Annotated in this window: 20 protein-coding genes and 3 pseudogenes; 13 read left to right on the top strand and 10 right to left on the bottom strand. The window is 50.3% G+C overall.

Annotation, left to right across the window (positions count from 1 at the left end):
* Nucleotides 1-546 precede the first annotated feature (546 nt).
* Both ACQG19_RS25375 and sopA read right to left on the bottom strand, forming a co-directional pair.
* Nucleotides 547-1,512 carry a ParB/RepB/Spo0J family plasmid partition protein gene (locus ACQG19_RS25375; RefSeq protein ID WP_013087134.1) on the bottom strand — a complete coding sequence of 322 codons (966 nt, stop codon included), beginning with the start codon at nt 1,510-1,512 and terminating at the stop codon, nt 547-549.
* A complete protein-coding gene (sopA, locus tag ACQG19_RS25370; protein ID WP_023327689.1) occupies nt 1,512-2,678 on the bottom strand; it encodes a plasmid-partitioning protein SopA in 1,167 nt (388 codons plus the stop codon). Before sopA ends, ACQG19_RS25375 begins: the two co-directional genes overlap by 1 nt.
* Nucleotides 2,679-3,418: 740 nt before the next feature.
* Between sopA and ACQG19_RS25365 the strand changes: the two genes are divergently transcribed.
* Entirely contained in the window at nt 3,419-4,429 is a 1,011-nt protein-coding gene (locus ACQG19_RS25365; protein WP_015572055.1) for a RepB family plasmid replication initiator protein, read from the top strand.
* Between the two features lie 243 nt (nt 4,430-4,672).
* On the opposite strand, the pseudogene ACQG19_RS25360 reads toward ACQG19_RS25365, so the two are convergent.
* The 4 genes and pseudogenes from ACQG19_RS25360 to ACQG19_RS25345 form a co-directional block, all read right to left on the bottom strand.
* Nucleotides 4,673-4,930: pseudogene (locus ACQG19_RS25360) on the bottom strand (tyrosine-type recombinase/integrase); the annotation flags it as partial.
* A 201-nt stretch (nt 4,931-5,131) separates the two neighbouring features.
* Nucleotides 5,132-5,908: a site-specific integrase gene (locus tag ACQG19_RS25355; protein ID WP_015572054.1), complete on the bottom strand. Its 777-nt coding sequence runs from the start codon at nt 5,906-5,908 to the stop codon at nt 5,132-5,134.
* Nucleotides 5,909-5,926: 18 nt separating this feature from the next.
* Nucleotides 5,927-6,457 (bottom strand): hypothetical protein, encoded by a 531-nt coding sequence (locus ACQG19_RS25350; protein WP_013087127.1) that lies wholly within the window; start codon nt 6,455-6,457, stop codon nt 5,927-5,929.
* Between the two features lie 130 nt (nt 6,458-6,587).
* Nucleotides 6,588-6,878, bottom strand: coding sequence for a hypothetical protein (locus tag ACQG19_RS25345; RefSeq protein ID WP_013087126.1), 291 nt, complete (start codon nt 6,876-6,878; stop codon nt 6,588-6,590).
* Nucleotides 6,879-7,419: 541 nt separating this feature from the next.
* Here ACQG19_RS25345 and vapB point away from each other — a divergent pair.
* The 8 genes and pseudogenes from vapB (at nt 7,420) to ACQG19_RS25305 (ending at nt 14,116) form a co-directional block, all read left to right on the top strand.
* Nucleotides 7,420-7,650, top strand: coding sequence for a type II toxin-antitoxin system VapB family antitoxin (gene vapB / locus ACQG19_RS25340; protein WP_032662167.1), 231 nt, complete (start codon nt 7,420-7,422; stop codon nt 7,648-7,650).
* Complete coding sequence (locus tag ACQG19_RS25335) at nt 7,647-8,057, top strand: PIN domain-containing protein (RefSeq protein ID WP_032662169.1); 411 nt, start codon at nt 7,647-7,649, stop codon at nt 8,055-8,057. Before vapB ends, ACQG19_RS25335 begins: the two co-directional genes overlap by 4 nt.
* Before the next feature lie 73 nt (nt 8,058-8,130).
* Nucleotides 8,131-9,693, top strand: a complete 1,563-nt coding sequence (locus tag ACQG19_RS25330) for an ATP-dependent nuclease (RefSeq protein ID WP_032662171.1) — start codon at nt 8,131-8,133, stop codon at nt 9,691-9,693.
* A pseudogene (locus ACQG19_RS25325) lies at nt 9,678-10,313 on the top strand (DNA helicase UvrD); the annotation flags it as partial. The gene ACQG19_RS25330 and the pseudogene ACQG19_RS25325, both read left to right, overlap by 16 nt.
* An 86-nt stretch (nt 10,314-10,399) precedes the next feature.
* A complete protein-coding gene (istA, locus tag ACQG19_RS25320) occupies nt 10,400-11,422 on the top strand; it encodes an IS21-like element ISSen3 family transposase (RefSeq protein WP_000627495.1) in 1,023 nt (340 codons plus the stop codon).
* Complete coding sequence (gene istB, locus ACQG19_RS25315; protein WP_001531258.1) at nt 11,419-12,201, top strand: IS21-like element ISSen3 family helper ATPase IstB; 783 nt, start codon at nt 11,419-11,421, stop codon at nt 12,199-12,201. Before istA ends, istB begins: the two co-directional genes overlap by 4 nt.
* Before the next feature lie 67 nt (nt 12,202-12,268).
* Nucleotides 12,269-12,661, top strand: a pseudogene (locus tag ACQG19_RS25310) (DNA helicase UvrD); the annotation flags it as partial.
* Nucleotides 12,662-13,207: 546 nt separating this feature from the next.
* Nucleotides 13,208-14,116, top strand: coding sequence for an HNH endonuclease (locus tag ACQG19_RS25305; RefSeq protein WP_032662179.1), 909 nt, complete (start codon nt 13,208-13,210; stop codon nt 14,114-14,116).
* Between the two features lie 185 nt (nt 14,117-14,301).
* Here the strand turns inward: ACQG19_RS25305 and copM are convergent, their stop codons facing one another.
* The 4 genes from copM to silR form a co-directional block, all read right to left on the bottom strand.
* A complete protein-coding gene (gene copM, locus ACQG19_RS25300; RefSeq protein WP_032662182.1) occupies nt 14,302-14,652 on the bottom strand; it encodes a CopM family metallochaperone in 351 nt (116 codons plus the stop codon).
* Nucleotides 14,653-14,797: 145 nt separating this feature from the next.
* The gene (gene silE, locus ACQG19_RS25295) at nt 14,798-15,229 is read right to left on the bottom strand and encodes a silver-binding protein SilE (RefSeq protein ID WP_000790485.1); all 432 of its coding nucleotides are present in this window, start codon (nt 15,227-15,229) and stop codon (nt 14,798-14,800) included.
* A gap of 250 nt (nt 15,230-15,479) precedes the next feature.
* Nucleotides 15,480-16,955, bottom strand: coding sequence for a copper/silver sensor histidine kinase SilS (gene silS, locus ACQG19_RS25290; RefSeq protein ID WP_032662186.1), 1,476 nt, complete (start codon nt 16,953-16,955; stop codon nt 15,480-15,482).
* Nucleotides 16,948-17,628: a copper/silver response regulator transcription factor SilR gene (gene silR, locus ACQG19_RS25285; RefSeq protein ID WP_032662190.1), complete on the bottom strand. Its 681-nt coding sequence runs from the start codon at nt 17,626-17,628 to the stop codon at nt 16,948-16,950. The genes silS and silR overlap by 8 nt, the downstream gene beginning before the upstream one ends.
* A gap of 189 nt (nt 17,629-17,817) precedes the next feature.
* Here silR and silC point away from each other — a divergent pair, with 189 nt between their 5' ends.
* From silC to silA, 4 genes are all read left to right on the top strand, one after another.
* Nucleotides 17,818-19,203 (top strand): Cu(+)/Ag(+) efflux RND transporter outer membrane channel SilC, encoded by a 1,386-nt coding sequence (gene silC, locus ACQG19_RS25280; RefSeq protein WP_032662193.1) that lies wholly within the window; start codon nt 17,818-17,820, stop codon nt 19,201-19,203.
* Between the two features lie 28 nt (nt 19,204-19,231).
* Nucleotides 19,232-19,585 (top strand): cation efflux system protein CusF, encoded by a 354-nt coding sequence (cusF, locus tag ACQG19_RS25275; RefSeq protein ID WP_032662198.1) that lies wholly within the window; start codon nt 19,232-19,234, stop codon nt 19,583-19,585.
* A gap of 113 nt (nt 19,586-19,698) precedes the next feature.
* Nucleotides 19,699-20,991, top strand: coding sequence for a Cu(+)/Ag(+) efflux RND transporter periplasmic adaptor subunit SilB (silB, locus tag ACQG19_RS25270; RefSeq protein ID WP_001446341.1), 1,293 nt, complete (start codon nt 19,699-19,701; stop codon nt 20,989-20,991).
* Between the two features lie 10 nt (nt 20,992-21,001).
* The gene (gene silA, locus ACQG19_RS25265; protein ID WP_047070876.1) at nt 21,002-24,148 is read left to right on the top strand and encodes a Cu(+)/Ag(+) efflux RND transporter permease subunit SilA; all 3,147 of its coding nucleotides are present in this window, start codon (nt 21,002-21,004) and stop codon (nt 24,146-24,148) included.
* The last annotated feature ends 72 nt before the right edge of the window (nt 24,149-24,220 follow it).

Below are 24,220 nucleotides of genomic sequence, written 5' to 3'. Positions count from 1 at the left end.
TTCTTACGCACCTAATACAGGAACCACAGTAACAATCTCAAAATCTGTATTGTGATAGAAACAGCTGAATAGAGTGGGACCATGGTCCCAGTTAAATCCGGCGTGTGGAATCGATATTCCAGGCGGGGTTGAAGGATGAGTTCTGACACGCAAGTAGGAGGTGGGACCGTGGTCCCAGTTAAATCCGGCGTGTGGAATCGATATTCCAAGCGGGCTTGACGGGTGAGTTCTGACACGCAAGTAGGAAGTGGGACCGTGGTCCCAGTTAATCTGGTGTATGAAATCAGTATTCCGGGATGGGTTACCGTCTGAGTTCTGATATGCAGGTTGAGGGGTGAACTGCGGAACTAGTTAAGGAAAACTAGAAAAAACTGGATCTTTAGATTGTGGTAACAATCAGGTTGGGAGAAGTAAACAGATCTTTTTAACAACACTGGGCTATAGTGCAGAAAATAACTGCTTCGGATGTATATATTCCGAAGCAGCATGTAACGCATTAAGGATATTGGAAATTAATGAAGACTCTCGCGTGTATCATTAAACAGGCTAAACTTTTTGTAAGTCGCGCAGTATGCTTTCTATCTTCTCGATACACTCGGCAGGCAAACGAGATTTATCGAGATTAAAAATCACCTTATCGCCTTTGTATAGGGCTGTCGCACCAGGTACAAATTGATGACGGGTATTAAGGTTTACTTTTTTACCTGATGGCTCTTTCAGAACATCCGTCAGTAAACCAATAACTTCCTCGGATTCAAAGATAACTCCCGCTTTCTTTTGCTCATGAAGCTGTTGTGTCCGTTGCAACAATAAAGCTTCTTTTCCCGAAAATGCTTTGTACAGCGTCTCCCCAGAGCGGGCGGAAAGTTCACCAGGATGAGTAAACAGGGCAACCACTGATTTTGGCAAATGGGCCGTGTTGATGCAACGCGTGATGATTTTACGGGAAATATTCTCAGCTTCAGCCAGAGCAGAGATATTGCCGTTAAAATCATTTTCCAACCGCTGTGCATAACGGTTGCCCCGTTCATAAGCGCTGACAGGACGATAATCATTACCCAGCCGTGATAAAGCCATCATCTGTTCGTCATCGAGATCCCCGACGAGAACACGATAATCTGATGATGTCAGTATGGCGGCTTTACGACGGCGACTACCATCAGCAATTTCAATGACACCTTCTACCCTTCGTCCGAACGCAGGCGTCTGTTGACCACTCAGCATAAAAGAGGGAATCAGATCATCAAGCGCGTCTTCGGTCAGTAGTTCCTGGTCACGTTCATTACCTGACCAGACTCTTGATGCCGTCTCAACACTCTCGCCCGGGATCGCTTCCAGAATAAATTTCACTTCCCGGCCACAAACCGGAAGCAGAATGGTATTCCCGCGGGCCATGGCTCCAACCCGTGCAATTAATGAATCAACCATCGGTGCAGCGGGTGCCGCTGAAGGTTCAGTTTCGGGGCGGATATCTTTTACGGTATGTTTTGGAATGACTGGTGCACGTTTCATTATCTGATCTCCCAGCGAGGTTTAATCAGGCGATCAAAAATTTCATTACAGACAGGCTCCCAGATAGACAGCGCATTTCGCCAGGCTCCTGTAGATGAGCGCTGATCGATAGCCTGCTCAAACACCGTTCTCATACGGATCTGACCTTTACCGACTTCGTCGGTCTCGCGAACAACGTTTTTCAGTACCATGCTTCCCCAGGCATCGCGGATCTGTTCTTCCATCCAGGGTGACTGTGAGCCATTGTTATTGCTGTACTTGGTCAGAAGAATTCTAACGTCAGGTTCAAAACCCTGCAGGTCCACGTTTTTTAACAGGTCGCGCAGCATGTCAAAAAACTGAAGGGCAGAGGTGTAATCAAATAACTCTGCTGGCGTTGGCACGATGAGTACATCTGCAGCACAGACGACATTGATGGTACCAATACCGAGGTTCGGTGCACTGTCGATAACAATGACATCATAATCATGGGCCACTGTTTCGATGGCCAGGCGAAGCATCATATGAGGTTCTGTCGGCAGTTTCCCGTTGTCAAACCTTCCCATTAGTTCTGTCTCAATGCGGTGCAGAGCCAGGCATGAAGGTATGATGTCGAGACCCGGCCAGCAGGTGGCTTTGACGGCATAGGCTGCATCATCGCGCTCACCAAGATAAAAAGGCAGCAGTGTGTCTTCGGCATGGATATGCAAATCAGGGACCCAGCCGTGGTACATGGAGGCTGTGCCTTGAGGATCGTTCCCTTCGACAAGCAGTACTCGCAGCCCTTTCAGCGCCAGGTCCTGTGCCAAATGTACAGATACAGATGTCTTATAGACACCCCCTTTATGTGCTGCCACCGCGATGACGGGCGGAACGCTGTCATCAGGACGGCGCAGACGGGTGCCAAATACATCCCGCATATGGTTGATTTGTTCAATGGTGTAGCCCACCCGCTGCTCTACACGTCCACGCATTTCCATATCAGGATGGGGAAGGCGTCCTGCTTTTTCTGCATCACGGATTGCCTGAGAAGAAACGCCAATCAGATCGGCGGCCTCACCCACACGCCAGCGACGGGTAATTTTCCTGGCTTCCGGGCTATCATCGTTAAACTGTGCAATCGCGATAGCTTTCGTCATTTCATGACCGGCCGTAATGCACTGGTCAAGCGTTTCCATCAGTCCCATTCTTTGTTCCTTATTATTATCTTTGCATTAATCTATTAAATCTTGGTAAAAGGCGCAAAGCAACATTAAAGTTGCAAACCGTCTTAAATATTGCAAAGCCGATCAAAATATAGTCTTGTTCAGTTCAGCATCCGCCTGAAAGGCTGCCGCATGCTTCAGTCAATATCATCCGCTCGCCGCAGAAAGTATGCGCGCGTAGGCGCATGCGTCGAGGAAGCGGAATTACTCCGTACTAACAAGGTGTGGCTGACGCTCTGAAGCTAACGAAGCTCCACTGGAAGGAACTGAATGGTAAGGAATTGACTATAGTATGCAGATTATTGACTGCGGTATGAAGCTGAATAGGAATAGGGAAGAGTAATGACATGCATTTTTCTGCATATCACAGTCAAGACTATTGCCTTTCCTGGTGTTGTATTACTGGGTTGTTGTACCAAGATTCACATTGTGTCATGTCAGTGGTCCATATGTATTGGATGCTGGCTGTTATTCCATATTTCGATCCAGTAATTGATCCTTAAGGAGATCATGTTGAGATCAAAAAGAGATCCCCGGATCGTTTAGCGCCCCGCTACGCCTGAGCCTGGAGACTATCTTCATTAACTGTGGTGTGTGGTATGTTGACTGTTGTGTGCGAGATCAACTATTGCGGTATGCAATTGTATTAACTGGGGTATGTATTTCCGTTGACTGTGATATGCGTATATACTTTCGTTTGTGGATAACCGCGGGTTAATAAAATGGCTATGGAAAATAATGAGTTACCCCTGAATCTTCAGGAGGTCAATAAGACAACGGGTGAAGTTGTTAAGCTGGATGTCAACAGCGCCAGTACTGTTCAGCCTGTTGCGCTCATGAGGCTTGGTCTGTTCGTTCCTACCCTCAAATCGACCTCTAGGAGTAAGACGAACCGCAAAAACGTCACGGATGCGACTGAGGAGCTCGTACAGCTGTCCATTGCCCGGAGTGAAGGGTATACCGATGTCAGGATCACCGGATCGCGCCTCGATATGGATACGGACTTCAAAGTCTGGCTTGGAATCATCCGTTCAATGTATGATTTTGGCGTTAAGGATGACACGCTCAAGCTGTCTTTTGTTGAGTTTGTTAAAATGTGTGGCTTTGACTCCCGGCGCTCTAACAAGAAAATGCGTGACAGGATAAGCAACTCCCTGTTCAAGCTGGCATCCGTAACCCTCAAGTTTCAGAGTGAAACGAAAGGGTGGACTACGCACCTGGTTCAGTCTGCCTATTACGACATCACTGCCGATGTCGTGGAGATCAGGGCAGAGCCCAAGCTCTTTGAGCTTTATCAGATGGACAGGCGGGTCCTGTTGCGTCTGAAAGCCATTGATGCCCTGCAGCGCAAGGAGTCCGCACAGGCACTCTATACCTACATTGAAAGTCTGCCACAGAATCCGGCCCCCATCTCCATGAAGCGTATGCGAGACAGACTCAACCTGACGTCTAACCTCTACACGCAGAACCACACGGTGCGCAAAGCCATGGCGCAGCTGAAGGATATCGGCTATCTGGATTACACCGAATTCAAACGCGGCCGGGCCACCTACTTCAGCGTGCATTACCGTAATCCGAAACTCATCAGTAGCAAGGTCGTTGTTCCCCGTGAGCCGGAAGAGGAAGTACCTGAGCAGAACTATGACGAAGTTATTAAAGCCCTGAAGGCTGCAGGTATTGATCCTCAGAAACTAGCAAAAGCGCTCGCCAGCGTGAAACCGGGAAATGACTGAGGAATGCCGTTTTAGAGTTTGTTGACTGTGGTATGCAGAGCGCATACCACAGTCAATTTATACTGATTCATCATTCCGTTTAGGTTTTGCTTGCCTTGACTGCGATATGCGGATAGGCCTACCGGAGTATTGATATTGACTGCGGTGTGTGGAAGAGCGGGCAGTCTGCTCAACATCTTCACTGCGATATGTTTACTTTCATCACTTAGTCAATATTGTTCGTCAGGGCGGATGCCCTTAGCCCAGTACTTTCACAAAGGGTCTTAACCCACCGAGATCAAAGGATTCCGGGGGCAGCGTCCGGGATTCACTGATCCGCACTCCCGTGTTCCAGAAAGTAGAGAACAGCATTTAATGGTGAAGATCCGGCATATAGAAGAGTAGGGCTCTCACTTCGGGGACGAGTAGGTACGCCAGGGTGGCGCCGGTTAAAGTGGCCATCCTTCTGAGTGCGGCCGCGGTCGCAAAGTCGACCCCATGGGCTTTCGGCAACAGTGAAATGCGTTATGAAGAAAAGGGGGCAATGCAGGGATGAACAGGATCGGAACGAAAAGGTAAGTAATGAAGAAGACGTAAAGTGCGTTACGTGAATTCCGGCCTGGTACAGCCTGGACCCCTGTCAGTTTTCACGTAACGCAAGATTAATTTATTATCGAATAAGTGGATGTCATTACAACTGTCTGTAAATTTTGACAAATTTAGTTATCTTTTTTTCAGCATGGCAACAGCATCAGCCTCTGCCATTGAAAATTGCACACGATGCCTTGCAGCAACATCGAGCGCAAATACCTTTGTATAGACTTCCGTCGAGCTGATCGACTTGTGCCCCATCAGGCTCTGCAGCACCTTCAGCGGAATTCCGGCATACAGCATGTGCATGGCGTAGGAGTGGCGGAACGTGTGTGGCGTCACCGGCACGGAGAACGTCACCCCGTCGGCGGCTGCCGCTTCAACAGCTTCGCCCAGCCAGGTGCGAACGGTACGGTCGGTGATCTCCCAGATGCGCACCTTTTCCGTTCTGCCGGTGCGCTTATTCCGGCGTTCCAGCGGTATTTTCAGGGTGGCCACCATCATTTCCAGCTGGCGGGCATACTGCGGATCGGAAAGCGGAACGTTACGATGAGGCTGGCTGCCGGCCGGAGCACGGCCGGCCGTTCGGGCCGCTTTCTCCACCCGCTGTTTGAGGGTTGCCAGTTGCACGAACGGGTAGGGCGGGGCCAGGGAAAAATCACTCCGGGTCAGGGCCAGTGCTTCGTTAATACGGGCGCCGGTGTTCCACAGGGTGGTCAGCAGCATCTTACGGTGAAGATCGGGCACGTAGTGGAGCAGGGCGCTCACTTCCGGCGCCAGCAGGTATTTCGGCAGTTCGTCCTGAACGAGCGCCATCTGGCGCAGTGCCAGCGCGGCCGGGTAATCGATGGCCACCGGCAGCTGAGCAGAGGAAAAAGCCCCGCTATGGCCTGGCAGTGCTGGCATCATGTTATGTCACCATTGTCATTAGAGTGTGCAGTGCATCACCGGTGCATCCGGGGATGCCGGACCCGGCAGGATCAGATACTCGGTAGCAGATTTGACACGGTAATTGGTGTAATCTTCAAACGAAACCGGGCTTGCTTTCATCCCCGCGAGAAAAGTTTCTTCAAGACCGCGGGCACGCGGAAGCGATAGTTCTATCGTCTCAGGATCGATGGCCATTTTCTGGCGGGTGGCTTCCAGCTCAGTGGTCAGCCGGTATTTTTCCGTACGAAAAGGAATACTCTCTTCAGCGTTTCGCTGTGTATAGGTCACGTCAAACATCATGCGATCACCGTCGTTCTGCAGTACCACGCCCCTGAGGAGACTTTCTATACGAACGGGGGATTCACCTTTCTGCGGAATCTCCGAGGTCCGGCTGCAGATAATCACCATCCCGGGTTTCTGACTGGCATTAACCATCCGCATTTCACTGAGCGTTGCCGCCCCTGCATCCCGTGCAGTCACACCCAGCAGGATCGTCAGCCCCATTATAAAACCGGTCAGTTTACACATCGTTCCTGTATCCTTTACGTTAATGTCTGGATCATCTTCAGGGAGAAATCCCGCCGGACTACACTATCGAGTGACATGTGGCCGCCAGAGGGTGTCCAGCCGACCACTCATTAAATGCTGCTGTCGGCTATCAGTAGCGACCAAGAGTCATTAACTGGAAGCATTTTTCCTCGGAGAGCTCTCCTTCTTTCTTTGGGAGAGGGCCAAGGAAAGGAGTTATCACATCGACTTCTGTGGACAGATACCATGTGTCATCAGCATCATCCCACCAGGCAACTGTGCGATCGTCCCAAGTGTGTATCTCACGGTAGCAGCCGTATCCGTATATGTGCTCAAACTCCGATTCTTCCATCCAGACTCTGTCATGCCCAAGGATTATGAGAGCCTCAAATAAAACACTCAGTGTAATTTTCATATTCATAATCAACTTCCTTATTATTTAATATCTATTAGTTCTATTTATTTATCATCGCCAGCAGAACATTCCGTTGCCCGCCCGCAGTGATTAGCAGAATAACAGTCACCGCCCGCAATTACCGGATCTCACTCTTTTTGACTTCCGAAAAATTCATAATAGCAAAGTTTTCGGAAGCGATGATGAACAGATTAACAGGATTTACTCGTCAGGTCGGTCTGATGCGGAGAGGGTGAAAGTTATCTAACTACTTAAAGTGTAGCACATTTTTAATTTTCGTTTCACAAATCAGCGCAGAAAATCGCCGTGATCCGGAACTACCTTTTTTCGGATCTGACCGGGAAAAGTGAAAAGAAAGGATATGCAAAGCATATCCATATGCCTGACATCTGCATAGGTATGGCATACGCATATACTCACCATCTGCATATGCTCTATATATACATATGCCGAACATCTGCCTATACTGAACATATGCACACACCCGGTGCAATGAACCTCATTCCGGATATGCATCACATATCCATACTTACCCGGGAGAAAAATCATGAGAACCGTATCTATTTTCAAAAACGGCAACAACCGCGCCATCCGCCTGCCCCGCGATCTGGATTTTGAGGGGGTGAGCGAGCTGGAGATCGTCCGGGAAGGGGACAGCATTATTCTGCGTCCCGTCCGGCCGACCTGGGGCTCGTTCCTGGAGCTCGAAAAAGCTGACCCGGACTTTATGGCTGAGCGCGGGGACGTTGTCAGCGACGAAGGACGGGTTAACCTGTGAACAAAATGTATATGCTCGACACCAACATCTGCTCGTTCATCATGCGCGAGCAGCCGGAAGCCGTCCTGAAGCGCCTGGAGCAGGCGGTGCTGCGGGGTCACCGCATTGTGGTTTCGGCCATCACCTGGGCCGAAGTGTCACTGGCATCACAGGAAGCAGGACCAGCCGCACAGAAGCTGGCTGACGCCTTCGCTGCCCGCCTTGATGCCATCCTGCCCTGGGACCGTACCGCGGTGGACGCGACCACGGAAATTAAGGTGGCGCTGCGCCTCGCCGGCACGCCGATCGGGCCGAACGACACGGCGATCGCCGGGCACGCCATCGCCGCCGGTGCCGTGCTGGTGACCAATAATGTGCGGGAATTTGAGCGGGTGCCGGGTCTGGTGCTGGAAGACTGGGTAAGATAACGCTGTAATACAAAACAGGCGGTCTGGCGCTGCCGGACACTCTTTCAGTCAGCGGTATATAAAGGAATAAAAGATGCCTCTGATCACGCGGCTTATGCTGCAAAACTTTAAAAAGTTTCCGGAACTGGATCTGCGCTTCACTCATGACCGTAACATTCTGGTCGGTGACAACGAGTCCGGGAAAAGCACGATTCTGCTGGCCCTTGACCTTGTGCTGAGTGACAGCCGGCACCGGGTCGAGGCATTGGGTGTGGAATCGCTCCTGTCCCAGTCAGCAGTCAGGCATTTTCAGGAAGGTGAGCGCCGCGCCGAGCTGTTACCCGTGCTGACAGCTGACGTTTTCCTGAGTAATGGGGGAGATCCTGACCTGAACGGCAGGCAAAATCTGGCGGGTATCGATGCGGATGGACTCAGAATGCGCATTGCACCAATGACGGAGGAATACGGTCAGGATATTCACAATGTACTACAGCAGGATCCCGATAATTTTCCCTATGAATACTATTCCGTGCGGTTCAGCACCTTCTCCGGTGGTCATTTCGCCGGCTTCAGACGCTATCTGCGCCATCTGCTGTTAGACAGTGCACGCATCGATAACGAGCACGCCGCACAGGAATATACGCGCACAGTTTACAGCGTCAATGTGCCGGTGGCCGATCGTTACCGGCTTGAAAACAGTTACCGGCAACAGAAAATGCTCTTCTGCACCCGGCATCTGTCAGCCATAAACGACACGCTGGAAACGTATCAGTTTGGCGTGCGTTCCGGTGCTAAATCAGGTCTTGAGGCGAATCTGGACATTACCGAGGACGGTATTTCCATTCGTCACCGTGGAAAAGGAAGGCAGTGCTTCATCAAAACAGAGTTTGCGCTGCAGCGGCATCAGCAGCAGGGAGAGCTCCACGCACTGTTGCTTGAGGAGCCGGAGAATCATCTCAGCCATGTCAGTATGAAGAGGCTGGTTAATCAGCTTGCCACTGAACGGCAGACGCAGGTGTTTATTGCCACACACAGCAGCCATATCTCCTCCCGCCTCGATCTACGTAAGGCAATCCTCCTCGGATCTACCCGGCCGGTACTGATGAATGAACTTTCCGCTGAGACTGCCGCCTTCTTCATGAAAGCACCGGATAATAACGTGCTGGAATTTGCGCTAGCCAGACGTGCACTGCTCGTGGAGGGGGATGCTGAGTTTATTCTGATTGAGGCCTTTTATCGCCGCCTGTATGGCAGGGCGCCGGAGGATGACGGGGTTCACATCATCGCTATCGGCGGAACGAGTTTCCGTCGTTATCTTGAACTGGCCCGTCTTCTGGAAAATCGCGTCGCGGCCCTTCGTGATAATGACGGAAACTATCAGCAAAACTGCGATGAACGCTATGCTGACGTGCTGTGTTCCCGCACCCGGGCATTTGCTGATCGCGACAACACCCGATCCACATTTGAAATCTGCCTGTATCAGGATAACGCTGCTCTGTGTGACGCGCTTTTCCGCGGAACCCGCCGAACACTCACGGTGCAGGAATACATGCTGGCCAATAAGGCAGAAGCAGCATTCCGGCTGTTACAGCTGCACGCCGAAGAGCTGACGGTACCTGATTATATTCAGGAGGCACTGGCATGGATAAGAGAGTGATATTTGCGGTTGCCGGCTCGGGCAAGACCACGCTGCTGATACGGCGGTTGAGTGAGGACCGGAGAACGCTGATCCTGACCTTCACCGTGAATAATGAAGCGCATCTGCGGGCGCAGATTATCAGACGTTTTGGCTTTATCCCGGACGGGATCAGGGTGATGACCTGGTTTGAGTTTCTGCACGGTTTTTGCTTCCGGCCTTTCCTGCAGGAGCGGCTGGCATCGCGTGGCCTGAGCTTCGACCGACCCCCTCCCGGAATACCGCGCACGAATGCCCGGCATTATCAGGATCCCGCCGGACGGCTATATCACCGGAGGCTCGCACACTTGCTGACAGCCCGGGGGCTGCTGCCGGATATCCGTACCCGGCTTGCCCGTTACTACGATGAACTGCTTGTCGATGAAGTCCAGGACTTTGCCGGACATGACTTTGATTTTCTGCTGGAGCTCTGCCGTGCGGAAATCACTGTGCTGTGTTGCGGTGATTTTTATCAGCATACCTTTGATACAAGCCGTGACGGCAACGTTAATTCAGCGCTGCACGATGACATTACGCGATATGAGGCCCGCTTCGCCGCAGCAGGTTTCATGGTTGACCGTAACACGCTCAACCGAACATGGTGTTACCAACGGTGCAAAACTGATCCACCCCAGCGGTTGAAAATTGATCCAGGGGTTAATCTGCTCCTCTGAATACAGGGGAGCTTATGATCACTTTTGAGATTCGTATGGAAATTAAAGTCCTGCACAAGCGGGGAATGAGTATCCGGGCCATTGCCAGGGAGCTGGGTATTTCGCGCAATACTGTCCGCAGCCACCTGAAAGCCAAATCTGAAAAGCCGCAGTATTCACCACGCCCGGCACCATCATCACTGCTCGATGAATACCGTGATTACATCTCTAAGCGGATCAGCGATGCGCATCCCTACAAAATCCCGGCGACCGTTATTGCCAGGGAAATCATGGAGCTGGGCTATCGTGGAGGGCTTACTATCCTGAGAGAGTTCATCCGTAAACAGACCCTGCCAGCACAGGCAGAACCGGTCGTTCGCTTCGAAACCGAGCCCGGACGGCAGATGCAGGTTGACTGGGGGACCATGCGAAACGGCAAGTCACCCCTGCATGTGTTCGTCGCTGTTCTGGGATACAGCAGAATGCTTTACATCGAGTTCACCGACAACATGCGCTACGACACGCTGGAAGCCTGTCACCGCAATGCGTTCAGCTTCTTCGGCGGTGTACCGCAGGAAGTCCTGTACGACAATATGAAAACGGTGGTGCTGCAGCGTGATGCTTACCAGACCGGGCAGCACCGGTTCCATCCTTCCCTGTGGCAGTTCGGCAAAGAGATGGGCTTCTCTCCCCGCCTGTGCCGTCCCTTCAGGGCGCAGACTAAAGGCAAGGTGGAGAGGATGGTGCAGTACGCCCGCAACAGCTTCTATATCCCGTTAATGACACGCCTGCGTCCGATGGGGATCACCGTCGATGTTGAAACCGCAAACCGTTACGGCCTGCGCTGGCTGTACGATGTGGCCAATCAACGTAAGCATGAAACTATCCAGACCCGCCCCTGCGATCGCTGGGTGGAGGAACAGCAATCCATGCTGGCACTGCCACCGGAGAAAAAACAGTATGATGTGCAGGTTGATGAAAGCCTGATGACCTTCGACAGGCAGCCGTTGCATCATCCGCTCTCCATCTATGACACGTTCTGCAGAGGAGCCGCATGATGGTCGAACTGCAACATCAACGGCTGATGGTGCTTGCCGAACAGCTCCAGCTGGACAGTCTTATCGGCGCAGCGCCGGCGCTGTCGCAACAGGCGGTGGATCAGGAATGGAGCTACATGGACTTCCTGGAGCACCTGTTACATGAGGAGAAACTGGCCCGGCATCAGCGTAAACAGGCGATGTACACGCGGATGGCAGCCTTCCCGGCGGTAAAGACGTTCGAGGAGTACGACTTCACCTTCGCCACCGGCGCTCCTCAGAAGCAAATCCAGTCGCTGCGATCCCTGAGCTTCATAGAGCGTAACGAAAACATCGTGTTGCTGGGGCCATCGGGCGTGGGAAAAACGCATCTGGCGATAGCCATGGGCTACGAAGCAGTACGGGCGGGCATCAAGGTTCGCTTCACAACAGCAGCGGACCTGCTGCTACAGCTGTCCACTTCACAGCGTCAGGGCCGTTACAAAACGACTCTCAATCGTGGTGTCATGGCCCCGAAGCTGCTTATCATCGATGAAATAGGTTATCTGCCGTTCAGTCAGGAGGAAGCCAAGCTGTTCTTCCAGGTCATCGCCAAACGTTACGAGAAGAGCGCGATGATCCTGACCTCCAACCTGCCGTTCGGGCAGTGGGATCAGACGTTCGCCGGTGATGCAGCGCTGACATCGGCGATGCTGGACCGGATCTTACATCACTCACATGTCGTGCAAATAAAAGGGGAAAGCTATCGACTGAAGCAGAAACGAAAGGCCGGGGTTATCGCTGAAGCTAATCCTGAGTAAACAAGGTGGATCAATATTAAACCGTTGGTGGTGGCGGTAAGTGGATCACTTTTTACCCGTTGTTGACACATGGCGTTGCTCGACTTCGGTGTGCGAGTTTATCACCGGGCAACTGAACATCCGTATCGCTGCCCATGGGATACATGCCACCCTGATTGAAACGATCACAGATGCAGAGCGCACAGCCGCCCTGCACGCCGATAATACGGTGATTAAGCTCTTCTATCGTGAGCATCACCGTTACGGCTGCTATTCCATGAACTGGGGCGTCAGCAAAGGGCTCGATCACTTTCAGGATGTCTGCATTGTGATGGGGCCCGCCCACTGGAAGCTTCTGACCCGTCAGGAACTGGCAGCCCTTCCACCATCGTCCCGTAACAGGCTGTACGTGGCATGCTCACGGGCGCGCGGCAACATTTATTTTGTTCCGGAAACTCATCTGCGCCGATTCCGAAACTGAGTTACCGATTTCTCAGTCGGGCACAAATCAGTAAAAAGCGAGGGTCATCGACGGAAATACCGGCTGGACAGGTGCGGTTCCGGTTCTCGCTTTCCGGAACCTGGCTGACAATATGTAACATTATCATTAAATTCAATTATGCCAGTTATTTTCATTCGCAAAATGTGAATAATGTGGCATACACGCCAGCATGAAATTATTGTTAACATTTTAAGTTCTGAATGGTTTTTCACTTGTTCAGTTAAAAGTGCAGGTCATTGAAAACATTGTACGGTTTTGTTGGCCGGAGACTATTTCATCATCGCGGATAATGAGCGGAACTAACTGTCCATTATATCTGGGCCAGACAGAAAACATGGTATAGTCGGTGATGGATGCTGAAGTTTAGTAATTTCAGAAATAATTTAATTTGAGATGCCATGACAATGGTTTTTCTGATTTACCAGAGCTGAAAATATGGCATACTGCAGATGTTACCTGACTGCACTCATACCGGGTAACGGACTGTGTATTGTGATGATTTTTTTATTACAGGGGGGATAGATCGTGATCTATAAGATTTGCCAGGTAATTGACGGGGAGTACGTCTGCGACATTGATATCAGTGTGGAAGAATGGAAAAATCTGTTAATGAATGAAAAGGTTTTTGACTCTAAAAGTATTGAGGCGTTAAAAAAATGGTATATTGAACCAAATCATTCCTGCACATGTTTTGATATAGGCAAAAAGTACGACCAGCACAGTATGAGTGCTAATGGCGTTATTAACGGGCTCGGTGGTAGAGTTCAAAAAGAGCTAGGAAGGTTTGAAGTTAAAGGGATCGGGAATATAGCACCTGGCACAAAATTCATTACAGTCATGAAGAGTAAAGAAACCGGTGAAAAACCAAAAAGATACTTATGGACTATTCGTGATGAACTTGTTCAGGCAATTAAAGAGCTGGATTTATTTGGTGTGGAAGAAATAACCATCAATGAGTATTACTCAGACGATGAGTTGATCAACGCCATGGAAGCGAATAATACATTTGATATCGCCCAGGCATTTGAATATACAGGGGAAGCTAAACCAAAGAAACATGCAATTGAAGTAAAAAATGGCGTCTCGTACCCAAGAAATAAAGGGGTTTCGAAAAATGCACTGAACAAAGCAGGTTACAGATGTGAAGTCGATGGTGAACACCCAACCTTCAGAAGGCGTAACTCTTCCCTGAATTATACTGAACCTCATCACATTGTACCTATGTCCATGCAGGATGATTTTAACACTTCGCTTGACGTCGAAGAAAATATAATATCGCTGTGTTGCAATTGCCATAAGCAAATTCACCTCGGCCAGGGATATGAAGAAATGCTTGAGAAAATATATAATGAGAGAAAGGAGTTATTAAAACAGGTAGCTATCGATATATCTCTGGAGGATTTGATTCGCTATTATAAAGGTGAGAACAGGTGAGTGTTATTCAATAGTAATGCTTTTACCTTGCTTGCAGAGACGGTCATTATTTCCTGGTAGTTACCGATTTGGCGCGTGAAAATACAAAACCCGAAATTAATCGGGTTTGAATTATATAAAGATTAACAGACTCCCGTGCCCAGGAGCGATGTAAAATCACGCTTGTCGTGACATTTCTGCAATGTTTACTTTTGACTATCAAGCCATTTATTCATCTGCTCAATTTCACCTTTTTGAGCTTTAATGATGTCCTGTGCGAGCTTTCTCATTTCCGGATCTTTTCCGTATTTTAGCTCGGTCTCAGCCATTGCTATTGCCCCTTCATGGTGCGCTACCATGCCTTTCGCAAAAGCCTTGTCGGGATCGGATTCATTTACGGCAGCCATCATTTTGTCATGCATGTCTTTCATGCCAGCCATATATTCCTGTGACGAAGCCGAGGTAGACATATCAGTCATTTTCATTTCTGAATGTTCTGCTGAAATCGCTGGCAGGGATAACAATAATACTGCAAATAAAGTGTTTCTGGCTTTCATAAAAAATATCCTTTTAAGTTGATACCCGTTAACTGTAGCAGAATCTGATAAAAATGCCCCTGTAGGGGGCAAAGATGTTGCCATATATCCGGTTACGGAAAAATCTATCAAGGAAATAAGGACAGCACAGATACTTCCCTCGCCGTCAGCCTGCACTGAGCATGCGACGATGCGCTTCGGCCATGGCCTGATGTGGGCCAGACTGACCGTTATTCATAAATTCATGGGCAACTGCAGCTCTTTCATGCTCATTCATTGCCGCTAATGACTTCGACGGCCCGGTAGGGGAAACGGTCTGACTTCCCATCATCCTCTGATGACTTTCAACCATTTTCTGGTGCGCATCCGCCGACCCGTTCGTCATGGTTTCATGAGCAATAATGGCCTGTTCATGCTGGTCCATACCGGCCATACGAGGAGCAGTCCCCTGGATCCCGACAGGAGCCGCAGCAGACTGCATCTGGTGAGCAGGAGCCTGTGCATTGTTGACCCGCTCATGGATATTCACGGTTTCAGTGGCCCAGGCCGAAGAAATTAAACCAAAGCCCAGCAAGGATGCTAATACGATATTTTTCATGATAAATCTCCATTTCTGAATTAGTGATGTCCGGGGAAGTACAACCGACGTTTTCAGTTCCATAACTGAAACAGGTTCGGCAGTGTTTATTTCTCCGGGAGAGGACTGGATATTCATTTCCTGGCGTACTCTGACGCCGGGTATTGATGAAGCAATCCAGCCTTCCTGATAAGTTGCACTAATTATATCGAATGGCTTCTGTTTGCTGCATGACAGGCTAATGACATCTTTGTCATTTAAATCTTTATTCTCAGTATTGGGTTTCCGGAATCATTTTCTCCAGTCTGGGCACGGATAAGATAAAACGCGTTGAGTGTACGTCCGATTCCACCTGCACTCTTCCGTGATGTGCTTCCACGATTGACTTCACAATCGCAAGGCCGATGCCGCTGCCTTCTCCTTTTCGTTGTCTGGACGGATCCACCCGATAAAAGCGATCAAACAGCTTTGATAAATGCTCTTCAGGGATTGGTTTCCCCGGATTTTCAATCACAAGGTCAAAAAAGCTCTCCTGCTCTCTTATTGAGACGGTGATTGCCTGTCCCTCTGGGGTATAACGCAGGGCATTGGATAACAGATTATTGATCGCTCTTCTGAACATTTGTGGATCTCCCTCAACCAGGCAGGGCATCCCGTTAAATTTGAGCGTGATATTTCGTTCTTCGGCCCAGGCTTCGAAAAACTCGAAGACTTTCATGACTTCTGCTCTGAGGTCAAACCGAACCCTGTCAGGTATCAGCTGATTATTGTCCGCCTGGGCCAGGAACAGCATGTCGCTGACCATTTTTGTCATCCGGTTATACTCTTCAAGGCTGGAATAGAGGACATCCTCAAGTTCCTTCTGGGTTCGATCCTGACTCAGAGCGATTTCAGTCTGCGTCACCAGATTGGTGATGGGGGTTCTGATCTCGTGCGCGATATCGGCAGAGAAATTGGCCTGGCGGGTAAAAACATCCTCAATCTTTCCAATCATATGATTGAACGAGATAACCAGCTGCTCCAGCTCAATGGGAACGCGTGTCGGTTCCAGCCGCGCATCAAGATTCTCGGAGGTGATGTTTTTAATGGCATTGCTGACATTACGAAGGGGCAGGTGCCCCTGACGGACAGCAATGCGAATGATCAGAACAATTAGCAGACTTATCACGACAGCGATCGCAATCAGATTTTTTTTCAGCGCATCGAGGTAATGGAGATGGAAATTAATGGAGAGGCCAGTCAGCATGACATAGTTCTGCTGTTTGCCCTGAAATATCGCCTGACCAGATGAGGCGATAATTCTGTATGTTTCCATCTTCATTCCGGACCCGGTATCCATCGCTCTCGCAGGATCCTCCACCGTCCAGAGAAAGACATCACGTGCACGGCTGTGCTCGCTAAAATCGGCTGAATTCACAGCAGAGCGTAAAGCAGCCCCCTGCACAGAGCTGTACAGCACCTCTCCCCGGGGATTGAGGAGCAAAAGAGCAACGTTACGGTAGCTGGCGATCGATTCCTTTATTTTGCTTACTTTTTTTTCATCCGGATCAACCGGAGACTGCAGGATACGGTTTAGTGTGGTGCTGATTTGTTGCAGATCGCTGACATCCTGCTCGGCAAAATGCTTATCAACAGAATGCAGCATAAACCAGGTGAAGGCGATAAACGCCAGTATTGTGGACAGGCTGATAAAAAAGGTCAGCCGCAGAGCGAGTGAGAAAGGTCGTCTGGACGGTTTGCTATGCATCCGGGATCTCCAGCATGTAGCCCACGCCCCGCACTGTCTGGATCAGTTTTGTCTCGTAATCGTTGTCAATTTTAGCGCGGAGTCGCTTTACTGCGACATCAATCGCGTTAGTGTCGCTGTCAAAATTCATGTCCCAGACCTGAGAGGCAATCAGGGAGCGGGGAAGAACTTCTCCTTGATGGCGAATGAAGAATTCCAGCAGGCTGAACTCTTTACTGGTGAGCACAATGCGGTTCCCGGCGCGGCTGACTTTTCTGGATACGAGATCAACCGAGAGGTCAGCCACTTTAAGCTGGCTTTCCGTGATCATCGTGTTTCCCCGCCTGAGGAGGGTTCTTACCCGGGCGAGCAGTTCAGCAAACGCAAAGGGCTTCACCAGATAATCGTCCGCACCCAGCTCAAGTCCTTTGACCCTGTGTTCAATCGTGCCAAGGGCCGTCAGCAGTAATACCGGCATCCCCTTTCCGGCACTGCGCAGCATACGGATGATATCCCAGCCGTTTACATCAGGCAGCATGATATCCAGGATGACTAAATCATACTCGGCTGTCATGGCAAGATGATATCCGGTCAGACCATTATCAGCGTGATCCACGACGAACCCCGCCTCTGTCAGCCCCTTGCTGAGATATTCACCTGTTTTAATTTCGTCTTCAACGATTAATATTTTCATTATGCTCCCTGGCTGGCTGCTAATGTCATTTTATTGCGCCCACGATCGTTATCAACGGATTACAGCAAAAATGACAACATTGTCATTATCCTGTCACCCGGCAAACAGAGAGCGTTCGGTAAAGTATCCCTATCAATACTCTGGACTTCGTTTGAACCATTTACCAGGTCTGCCTGTACGAGAAGCGTTATGTTCAAATTAAAATTACTCAGCATCAGTACCATATTCATCCTGGCTGGTTGTGTTTCTCTGGCACCTGAATATCAGCGTCCGCCAGCTCCGGTTCCCCAGCAGTTTTCATTGTCTAAAAACAGTCTGACGCCTGCGGTAAACAGCTATCAGGATACGGGCTGGCGAAACTTTTTTGTCGATCCCCAGGTCAGCAGGCTGATCGGTGAAGCCCTGAATAATAACCGTGATTTGAGAATGGCTGCCCTGAAGGTTGAAGAGGCCCGGGCCCAGTTCAACGTCACGGATGCAGATCGTTATCCTCAACTGAATGCCTCATCCGGGATCACATACAGCGGTGGTCTGAAAGGTGACAAGCCGACCACACAGGAGTACGACGCGGGTCTGGAGCTCAGCTATGAGCTCGATTTTTTTGGCAAACTTAAGAACATGAGTGAGGCTGATCGCCAGAACTACTTTGCCAGCGAAGAAGCCCGTCGTGCCGTACACATCCTGCTGGTCTCCAACGTTTCACAGAGCTATTTCAGCCAGCAACTGGCGTACGAACAACTCCGTATTGCGCGGGAAACGCTGAAAAATTATGAACAGTCTTATGCATTCGTTGAGCAACAACTGGTGACCGGGAGTACGAACGTTCTGGCGCTTGAACAAGCCAGGGGGCAAATCGAAAGTACCCGCGCCGAAATAGCCAAACGAGAAGGCGATCTGGCTCAGGCAAACAATGCCCTGCAACTGGTGCTGGGAACGTACCGCGCAGTTCCGTCAGAAAAAGGGATGAAAGGTGGGGAGATCGCACCAGTAAAATTGCCACCAAATCTGTCGTCACAAATATTGCTGCAGCGTCCGGATATTATGGAAGCGGAATACCTGTTGAAAGCGGCTGATGCTAATATTGGCGCAGCGCGAGCGGCTTTTTTCCCGTCCATTACCCTGACCAGTGGCCTTTCCGCAAGCAGTACGGAGCTGTCCAGCCTCTTTACGTCAGGAAGTGGAATGTGGAATTTTATCCCTAAAATTGAAATTCCTATTTTCAATGCCGGCAGAAACAAAGCCAATCTGAAGCTGGCTGAAATTCGCCAGCAACAGTCCGTGGTTAATTACGAACAAAAAATTCAGTCAGCCTTTAAGGATGTTTCCGACACGCTTGCGCTGCGCGACAGCCTTAGCCAGCAACTTGAGTCACAGCAGCGTTATCTTGATTCACTTCAGATAACTCTACAGCGTGCCAGAGGATTGTATGCAAGTGGTGCTGTCAGTTACATCGAAGTGCTGGATGCAGAACGTTCCCTCTTCGCGACGCAGCAAACCATTCTCGATCTTACCTATTCCCGACAGGTTAACGAAATTAATCTGTTTACCGCGCTGGGTGGCGGTTGGGTAGAGTAAATTTATTCAATTAATCAGGAAATTAAAAATGCGTAATTCACTTAAAGCCGTTTTATTTGGTGCCTTCTCTGTCATGTTTTCTGCCAGTCTTCATGCTGAAACACATCAGCATGGCGATATGAATGCTGCCAGTGATGCTTCGGTACAGCAGGTTATCAAGGGCACCGGTATCGTTAAAGACATTGATATGAATAGTAAAAAGATTACCATTTCGCACGAAGCAATCCCGGCGGTGGGCTGGCCTGCAATGACCATGCGCTTCACTTTTGTTAATGCAGACGACGCTATCAATGCCCTGAAAACCGGCAACCATGTCGATTTCTCGTTTATTCAGCAGGGCAATATCTCCTTACTCAAAAGCATTAACGTTACGCAATCCTGATTAACAGTCCGGAGCGAATACATCCAGTGCGCCTGAACATTCATTATGGGATTACTGTGAATGAATGATCGGGCGCATATGCCAGGTGTTTTGATTTTTCAGCGAGAAATTGTATGGCTTCTTTAAAGATAAAATATGCTGCAATAATTATCAGCAGCCTCATAGCAGGAGGGCTGATATCGGTTACTGCCTGGCAGTATTTAAACTCATCACAAAAAACAGTACCAGCAGAACAAAAGGCACCGGAGAAAAAGGTGCTTTTCTGGTATGATCCTATGAAACCGGATACCAAATTTGATAAACCCGGAAAATCGCCTTTTATGGATATGGACCTTGTGCCGAAATATGCTGATGAAAGTGGCGATAAAAGCAGTGGCGGGATCCGTATCGATCCAACTCAGGTTCAGAATCTGGGATTAAAAACGCAAAAAGTCACGCGAGGAATGCTGAATTATTCTCAGACAATCCCGGCTAATGTCAGTTACAACGAATATCAGTTTGTCATTGTGCAGGCGCGTTCTGACGGTTTCGTCGAAAAAGTGTATCCCCTGACGATTGGCGATCATGTGAAGAAAGGCACTCCGCTTATCGATATCACCATTCCTGAATGGGTTGAGGCACAAAGTGAGTTTCTGCTGTTATCCGGTACAGGCGGTACGCCAACCCAGATAAAAGGGGTTCTGGAGCGACTTCGTCTGGCTGGTATGCCGGAAGAGGATATTCAAAGGCTGCGTTCAACCCGCACAATCCAGACCCGTTTTACCATTAAAGCACCTATTGATGGTGTCATTACTGCATTTGACCTGCGCACCGGCATGAATATTTCCAAAGATAAGGTGGTGGCTCAGATTCAGGGGATGGACCCGGTCTGGATCAGCGCTGCAGTGCCAGAATCTATCGCCTATCTGCTGAAAGATACGTCGCAGTTTGAAATTTCGGTACCGGCTTATCCGGATAAAACATTCCATGTCGAAAAATGGAACATTCTTCCCAGCGTGGATCAGACAACCCGCACGCTTCAGGTCCGCCTCCAGGTTACTAACAAGGATGAGTTTCTCAAGCCGGGCATGAATGCCTATCTCAAACTGAATACCCAAAGTCAGGAGATGCTGCTGATACCAAGCCAGGCCGTTATCGATACCGGCAAAGAACAGCGCGTGATTACTGTTGATGATGAAGGCAAGTTTGTGCCGAAACAGATCCACGTTCTGCATGAATCACAGCAACAGTCCGGCATTGGCTCCGGTCTTAATGAAGGCGATACCGTGGTGGTCAGTGGCCTGTTCCTCATTGACTCCGAAGCCAATATTACGGGCGCGCTGGAACGTATGCGCCACCCTGAAAAAACAGAAAACAGTATGCCAGCAATGTCTGAGCAGCCTGTAAATATGCATTCAGGGCACTGAGGAGACGACGATGATTGAATGGATTATCCGGCGCTCTGTCGCCAACCGTTTCCTGGTCATGATGGGTGCCCTGTTTCTCAGCATCTGGGGCACATGGACGATAATTAACACGCCGGTCGATGCGCTGCCTGACCTGTCAGATGTGCAGGTCATTATTAAAACCAGCTATCCCGGACAGGCTCCGCAGATTGTAGAAAACCAGGTCACCTATCCGCTTACCACCACCATGCTGTCCGTACCTGGCGCAAAAACTGTGCGTGGCTTTTCACAGTTCGGTGATTCGTATGTGTATGTCATTTTTGAAGACGGGACCGATCTGTACTGGGCCCGTTCGCGCGTGCTGGAATACCTGAATCAGGTTCAGGGCAAACTGCCTGCGGGTGTGAGTTCTGAAATCGGTCCGGACGCCACGGGAGTGGGCTGGATATTTGAATATGCCCTGGTCGATCGCAGCGGAAAACACGACCTTTCAGAACTGCGTTCTTTGCAGGACTGGTTTCTGAAATTTGAACTGAAGACCATCCCGAACGTGGCTGAGGTAGCCTCGGTTGGTGGCGTGGTGAAGCAGTACCAGATTCAGGTCAATCCGGTAAAACTGTCTCAGTATGGGATCAGCCTGCCCGAAGTGAAACAGGCTCTTGAATCGTCTAACCAGGAGGCCGGTGGTTCATCCGTTGAAATAGCCGAAGCGGAGTATATGGTCCGCGCCAGCGGCTATCTGCAGAGCATTGATGATTTTAATAACATCGTCCTGAAAACAGGCGAGAACGGCGTGCCGGTTTATTTGCGGGATGTTGCCCGCGTGCAGACAGGGCCTGAAATGCGGCGTGGTATTGCCGAACTGAACGGCCAGGGGGAAGTCGCTGGCGGCGTGGTGATCCTGCGGTCGGGTAAAAACGCGCGTGACGTAATCACGGCAGTGAGGGATAAACTGGAGACACTGAAGGCCAGTCTGCCGGAAGGTGTTGAAATCGTGACCACCTACGATCGCAGCCAGTTAATCGACCGGGCGATTGATAACCTCAGTTCCAAACTTCTGGAAGAGTTTTTCGTGGTGGCCATCGTCTGTGCCCTGTTCCTGTGGCACGTACGTTCTGCCCTGGTGGCGATTATCTCTCTGCCGCTTGGCCTGTGTATCGCCTTTATCGTCATGCACTTCCAGGGACTGAACGCCAATATCATGTCGCTGGGAGGGATAGCTATTGCCGTCGGTGCGATGGTGGATGCCGCCATTGTGATGATTGAGAATGCGCATAAACGGCTTGAGGAGTGGGATCATCGGCATCCGGGTGAGCAGATTGACAACGTCACCCGCTGGAAGGTGATTACCGACGCCTCCGTGGAAGTGGGACCCGCACTGTTTATCAGCCTGCTGATCATCACCCTGTCCTTTATACCTATCTTTACCCTGGAAGGTCAGGAAGGACGTCTGTTTGGCCCGCTGGCATTCACGAAAACGTACTCCATGGCGGGCGCGGCCGCGCTGGCCATCATTGTCATTCCGATCCTGATGGGATTCTGGATCCGGGGAAAAATTCCTGCCGAGACCAGTAACCCCCTGAACCGGGTGCTGATCAAAGCGTATCATCCATTGCTGCTGCGGGTCCTCCACTGGCCAAAAACAACCCTGCTGGTTGCGGCCTTGTCCATTTTCACCGTTGTATGGCCATTGAGTCAGGTGGGGGGGGAGTTTCTGCCGAAGATCAATGAGGGCGACCTGCTGTATATGCCGTCAACATTGCCTGGCGTCTCTCCGGCAGAAGCTGCAGCACTCCTGCAGACGACGGACAAGTTAATCAAAAGCGTTCCTGAAGTGGCCTCTGTATTTGGCAAGACCGGTAAAGCAGAGACCGCAACGGATTCCGCACCGCTTGAAATGGTGGAAACCACGATCCAGCTCAAACCTGAGGATCAGTGGCGTCCGGGTATGACGATTGACAAGATTATTGAAGAACTCGACAAGACCGTCCGTTTACCGGGTCTGGCAAACCTGTGGGTTCCGCCAATCCGTAACCGTATTGATATGCTCTCAACCGGGATCAAAAGCCCGATAGGTATCAAGGTCTCAGGGACTGTCCTGGCCGATATTGATGCGACTGCGCAGAGTATTGAGGCGGTAGCCAAAACCGTGCCGGGCGTGGTGTCTGCCCTGGCTGAGCGACTTGAAGGCGGGCGTTACATCGATATCGATATCAACCGGGAAAAAGCGTCCCGTTACGGTATGACTGTCGGTGATGTACAGCTGTTTGTCTCATCAGCCATCGGCGGCGCAACGGTAGGGGAAACGGTTGAAGGCGTGGCCCGCTACCCGATTAATATTCGCTATCCGCAGGATTACCGGAACAGTCCAAATGCATTGAAACAGATGCCGATCCTGACCCCGATGAAGCAGCAGATCACGCTGGGCGATGTCGCGGATATTAAGGTCGTTTCAGGGCCGACTATGCTGAAAACGGAAAATGCCCGTCCAGCCAGCTGGATTTACATTGACGCGCGCGGCAGGGATATGGTGTCGGTGGTTAATGATATTAAAACGGCTATCAGTCAGAAAGTGAAACTGAGACCGGGTACCAGCGTGTCATTCTCCGGACAATTTGAACTGCTTGAGCACGCCAACAAGAAACTTAAACTGATGGTGCCGATGACGGTGATGATCATTTTCATCCTGTTGTATCTGGCGTTCCGCCGGGTTGATGAAGCGTTGTTGATCCTGATGAGTCTGCCGTTCGCCCTGGTTGGCGGGATATGGTTCCTGTACTGGCAGGGCTTCCATATGTCAGTCGCAACCGGAACCGGGTTTATCGCCCTGGCCGGTGTGGCAGCAGAGTTTGGCGTGGTCATGCTGATGTATCTGCGTCATGCCATTGAAGCGCATCCGGAACTGTCAAACAAGGAAACGTTCACACCGGAAGGTCTTGATGAAGCCCTTTATCATGGTGCCGTGCTGCGTGTCCGGCCGAAAGCCATGACCGTGGCGGTGATCATCGCGGGTCTGCTGCCGATACTCTGGGGAACCGGCGCAGGTTCAGAAGTCATGAGCCGTATTGCGGCCCCCATGATTGGCGGGATGATCACAGCTCCGCTGCTGTCCCTGTTCATTATTCCTGCCGCCTATAAACTCATCTGGCTGCGCAGACATAAAAAGAGCGTGTCATAACCCTGAAAGGACACCCCTGCGGGTGTCCTTTTGCATAAATTCACCCTGACGTCAGGGTTTACATCGATAACA

The organism is Enterobacter cloacae complex sp. 277I4, assembly GCF_050031465.1.
Classification (GTDB): domain Bacteria; phylum Pseudomonadota; class Gammaproteobacteria; order Enterobacterales; family Enterobacteriaceae; genus Enterobacter; species Enterobacter cloacae.
This window is presented reverse-complemented; position numbering and strand designations above follow the sequence as displayed.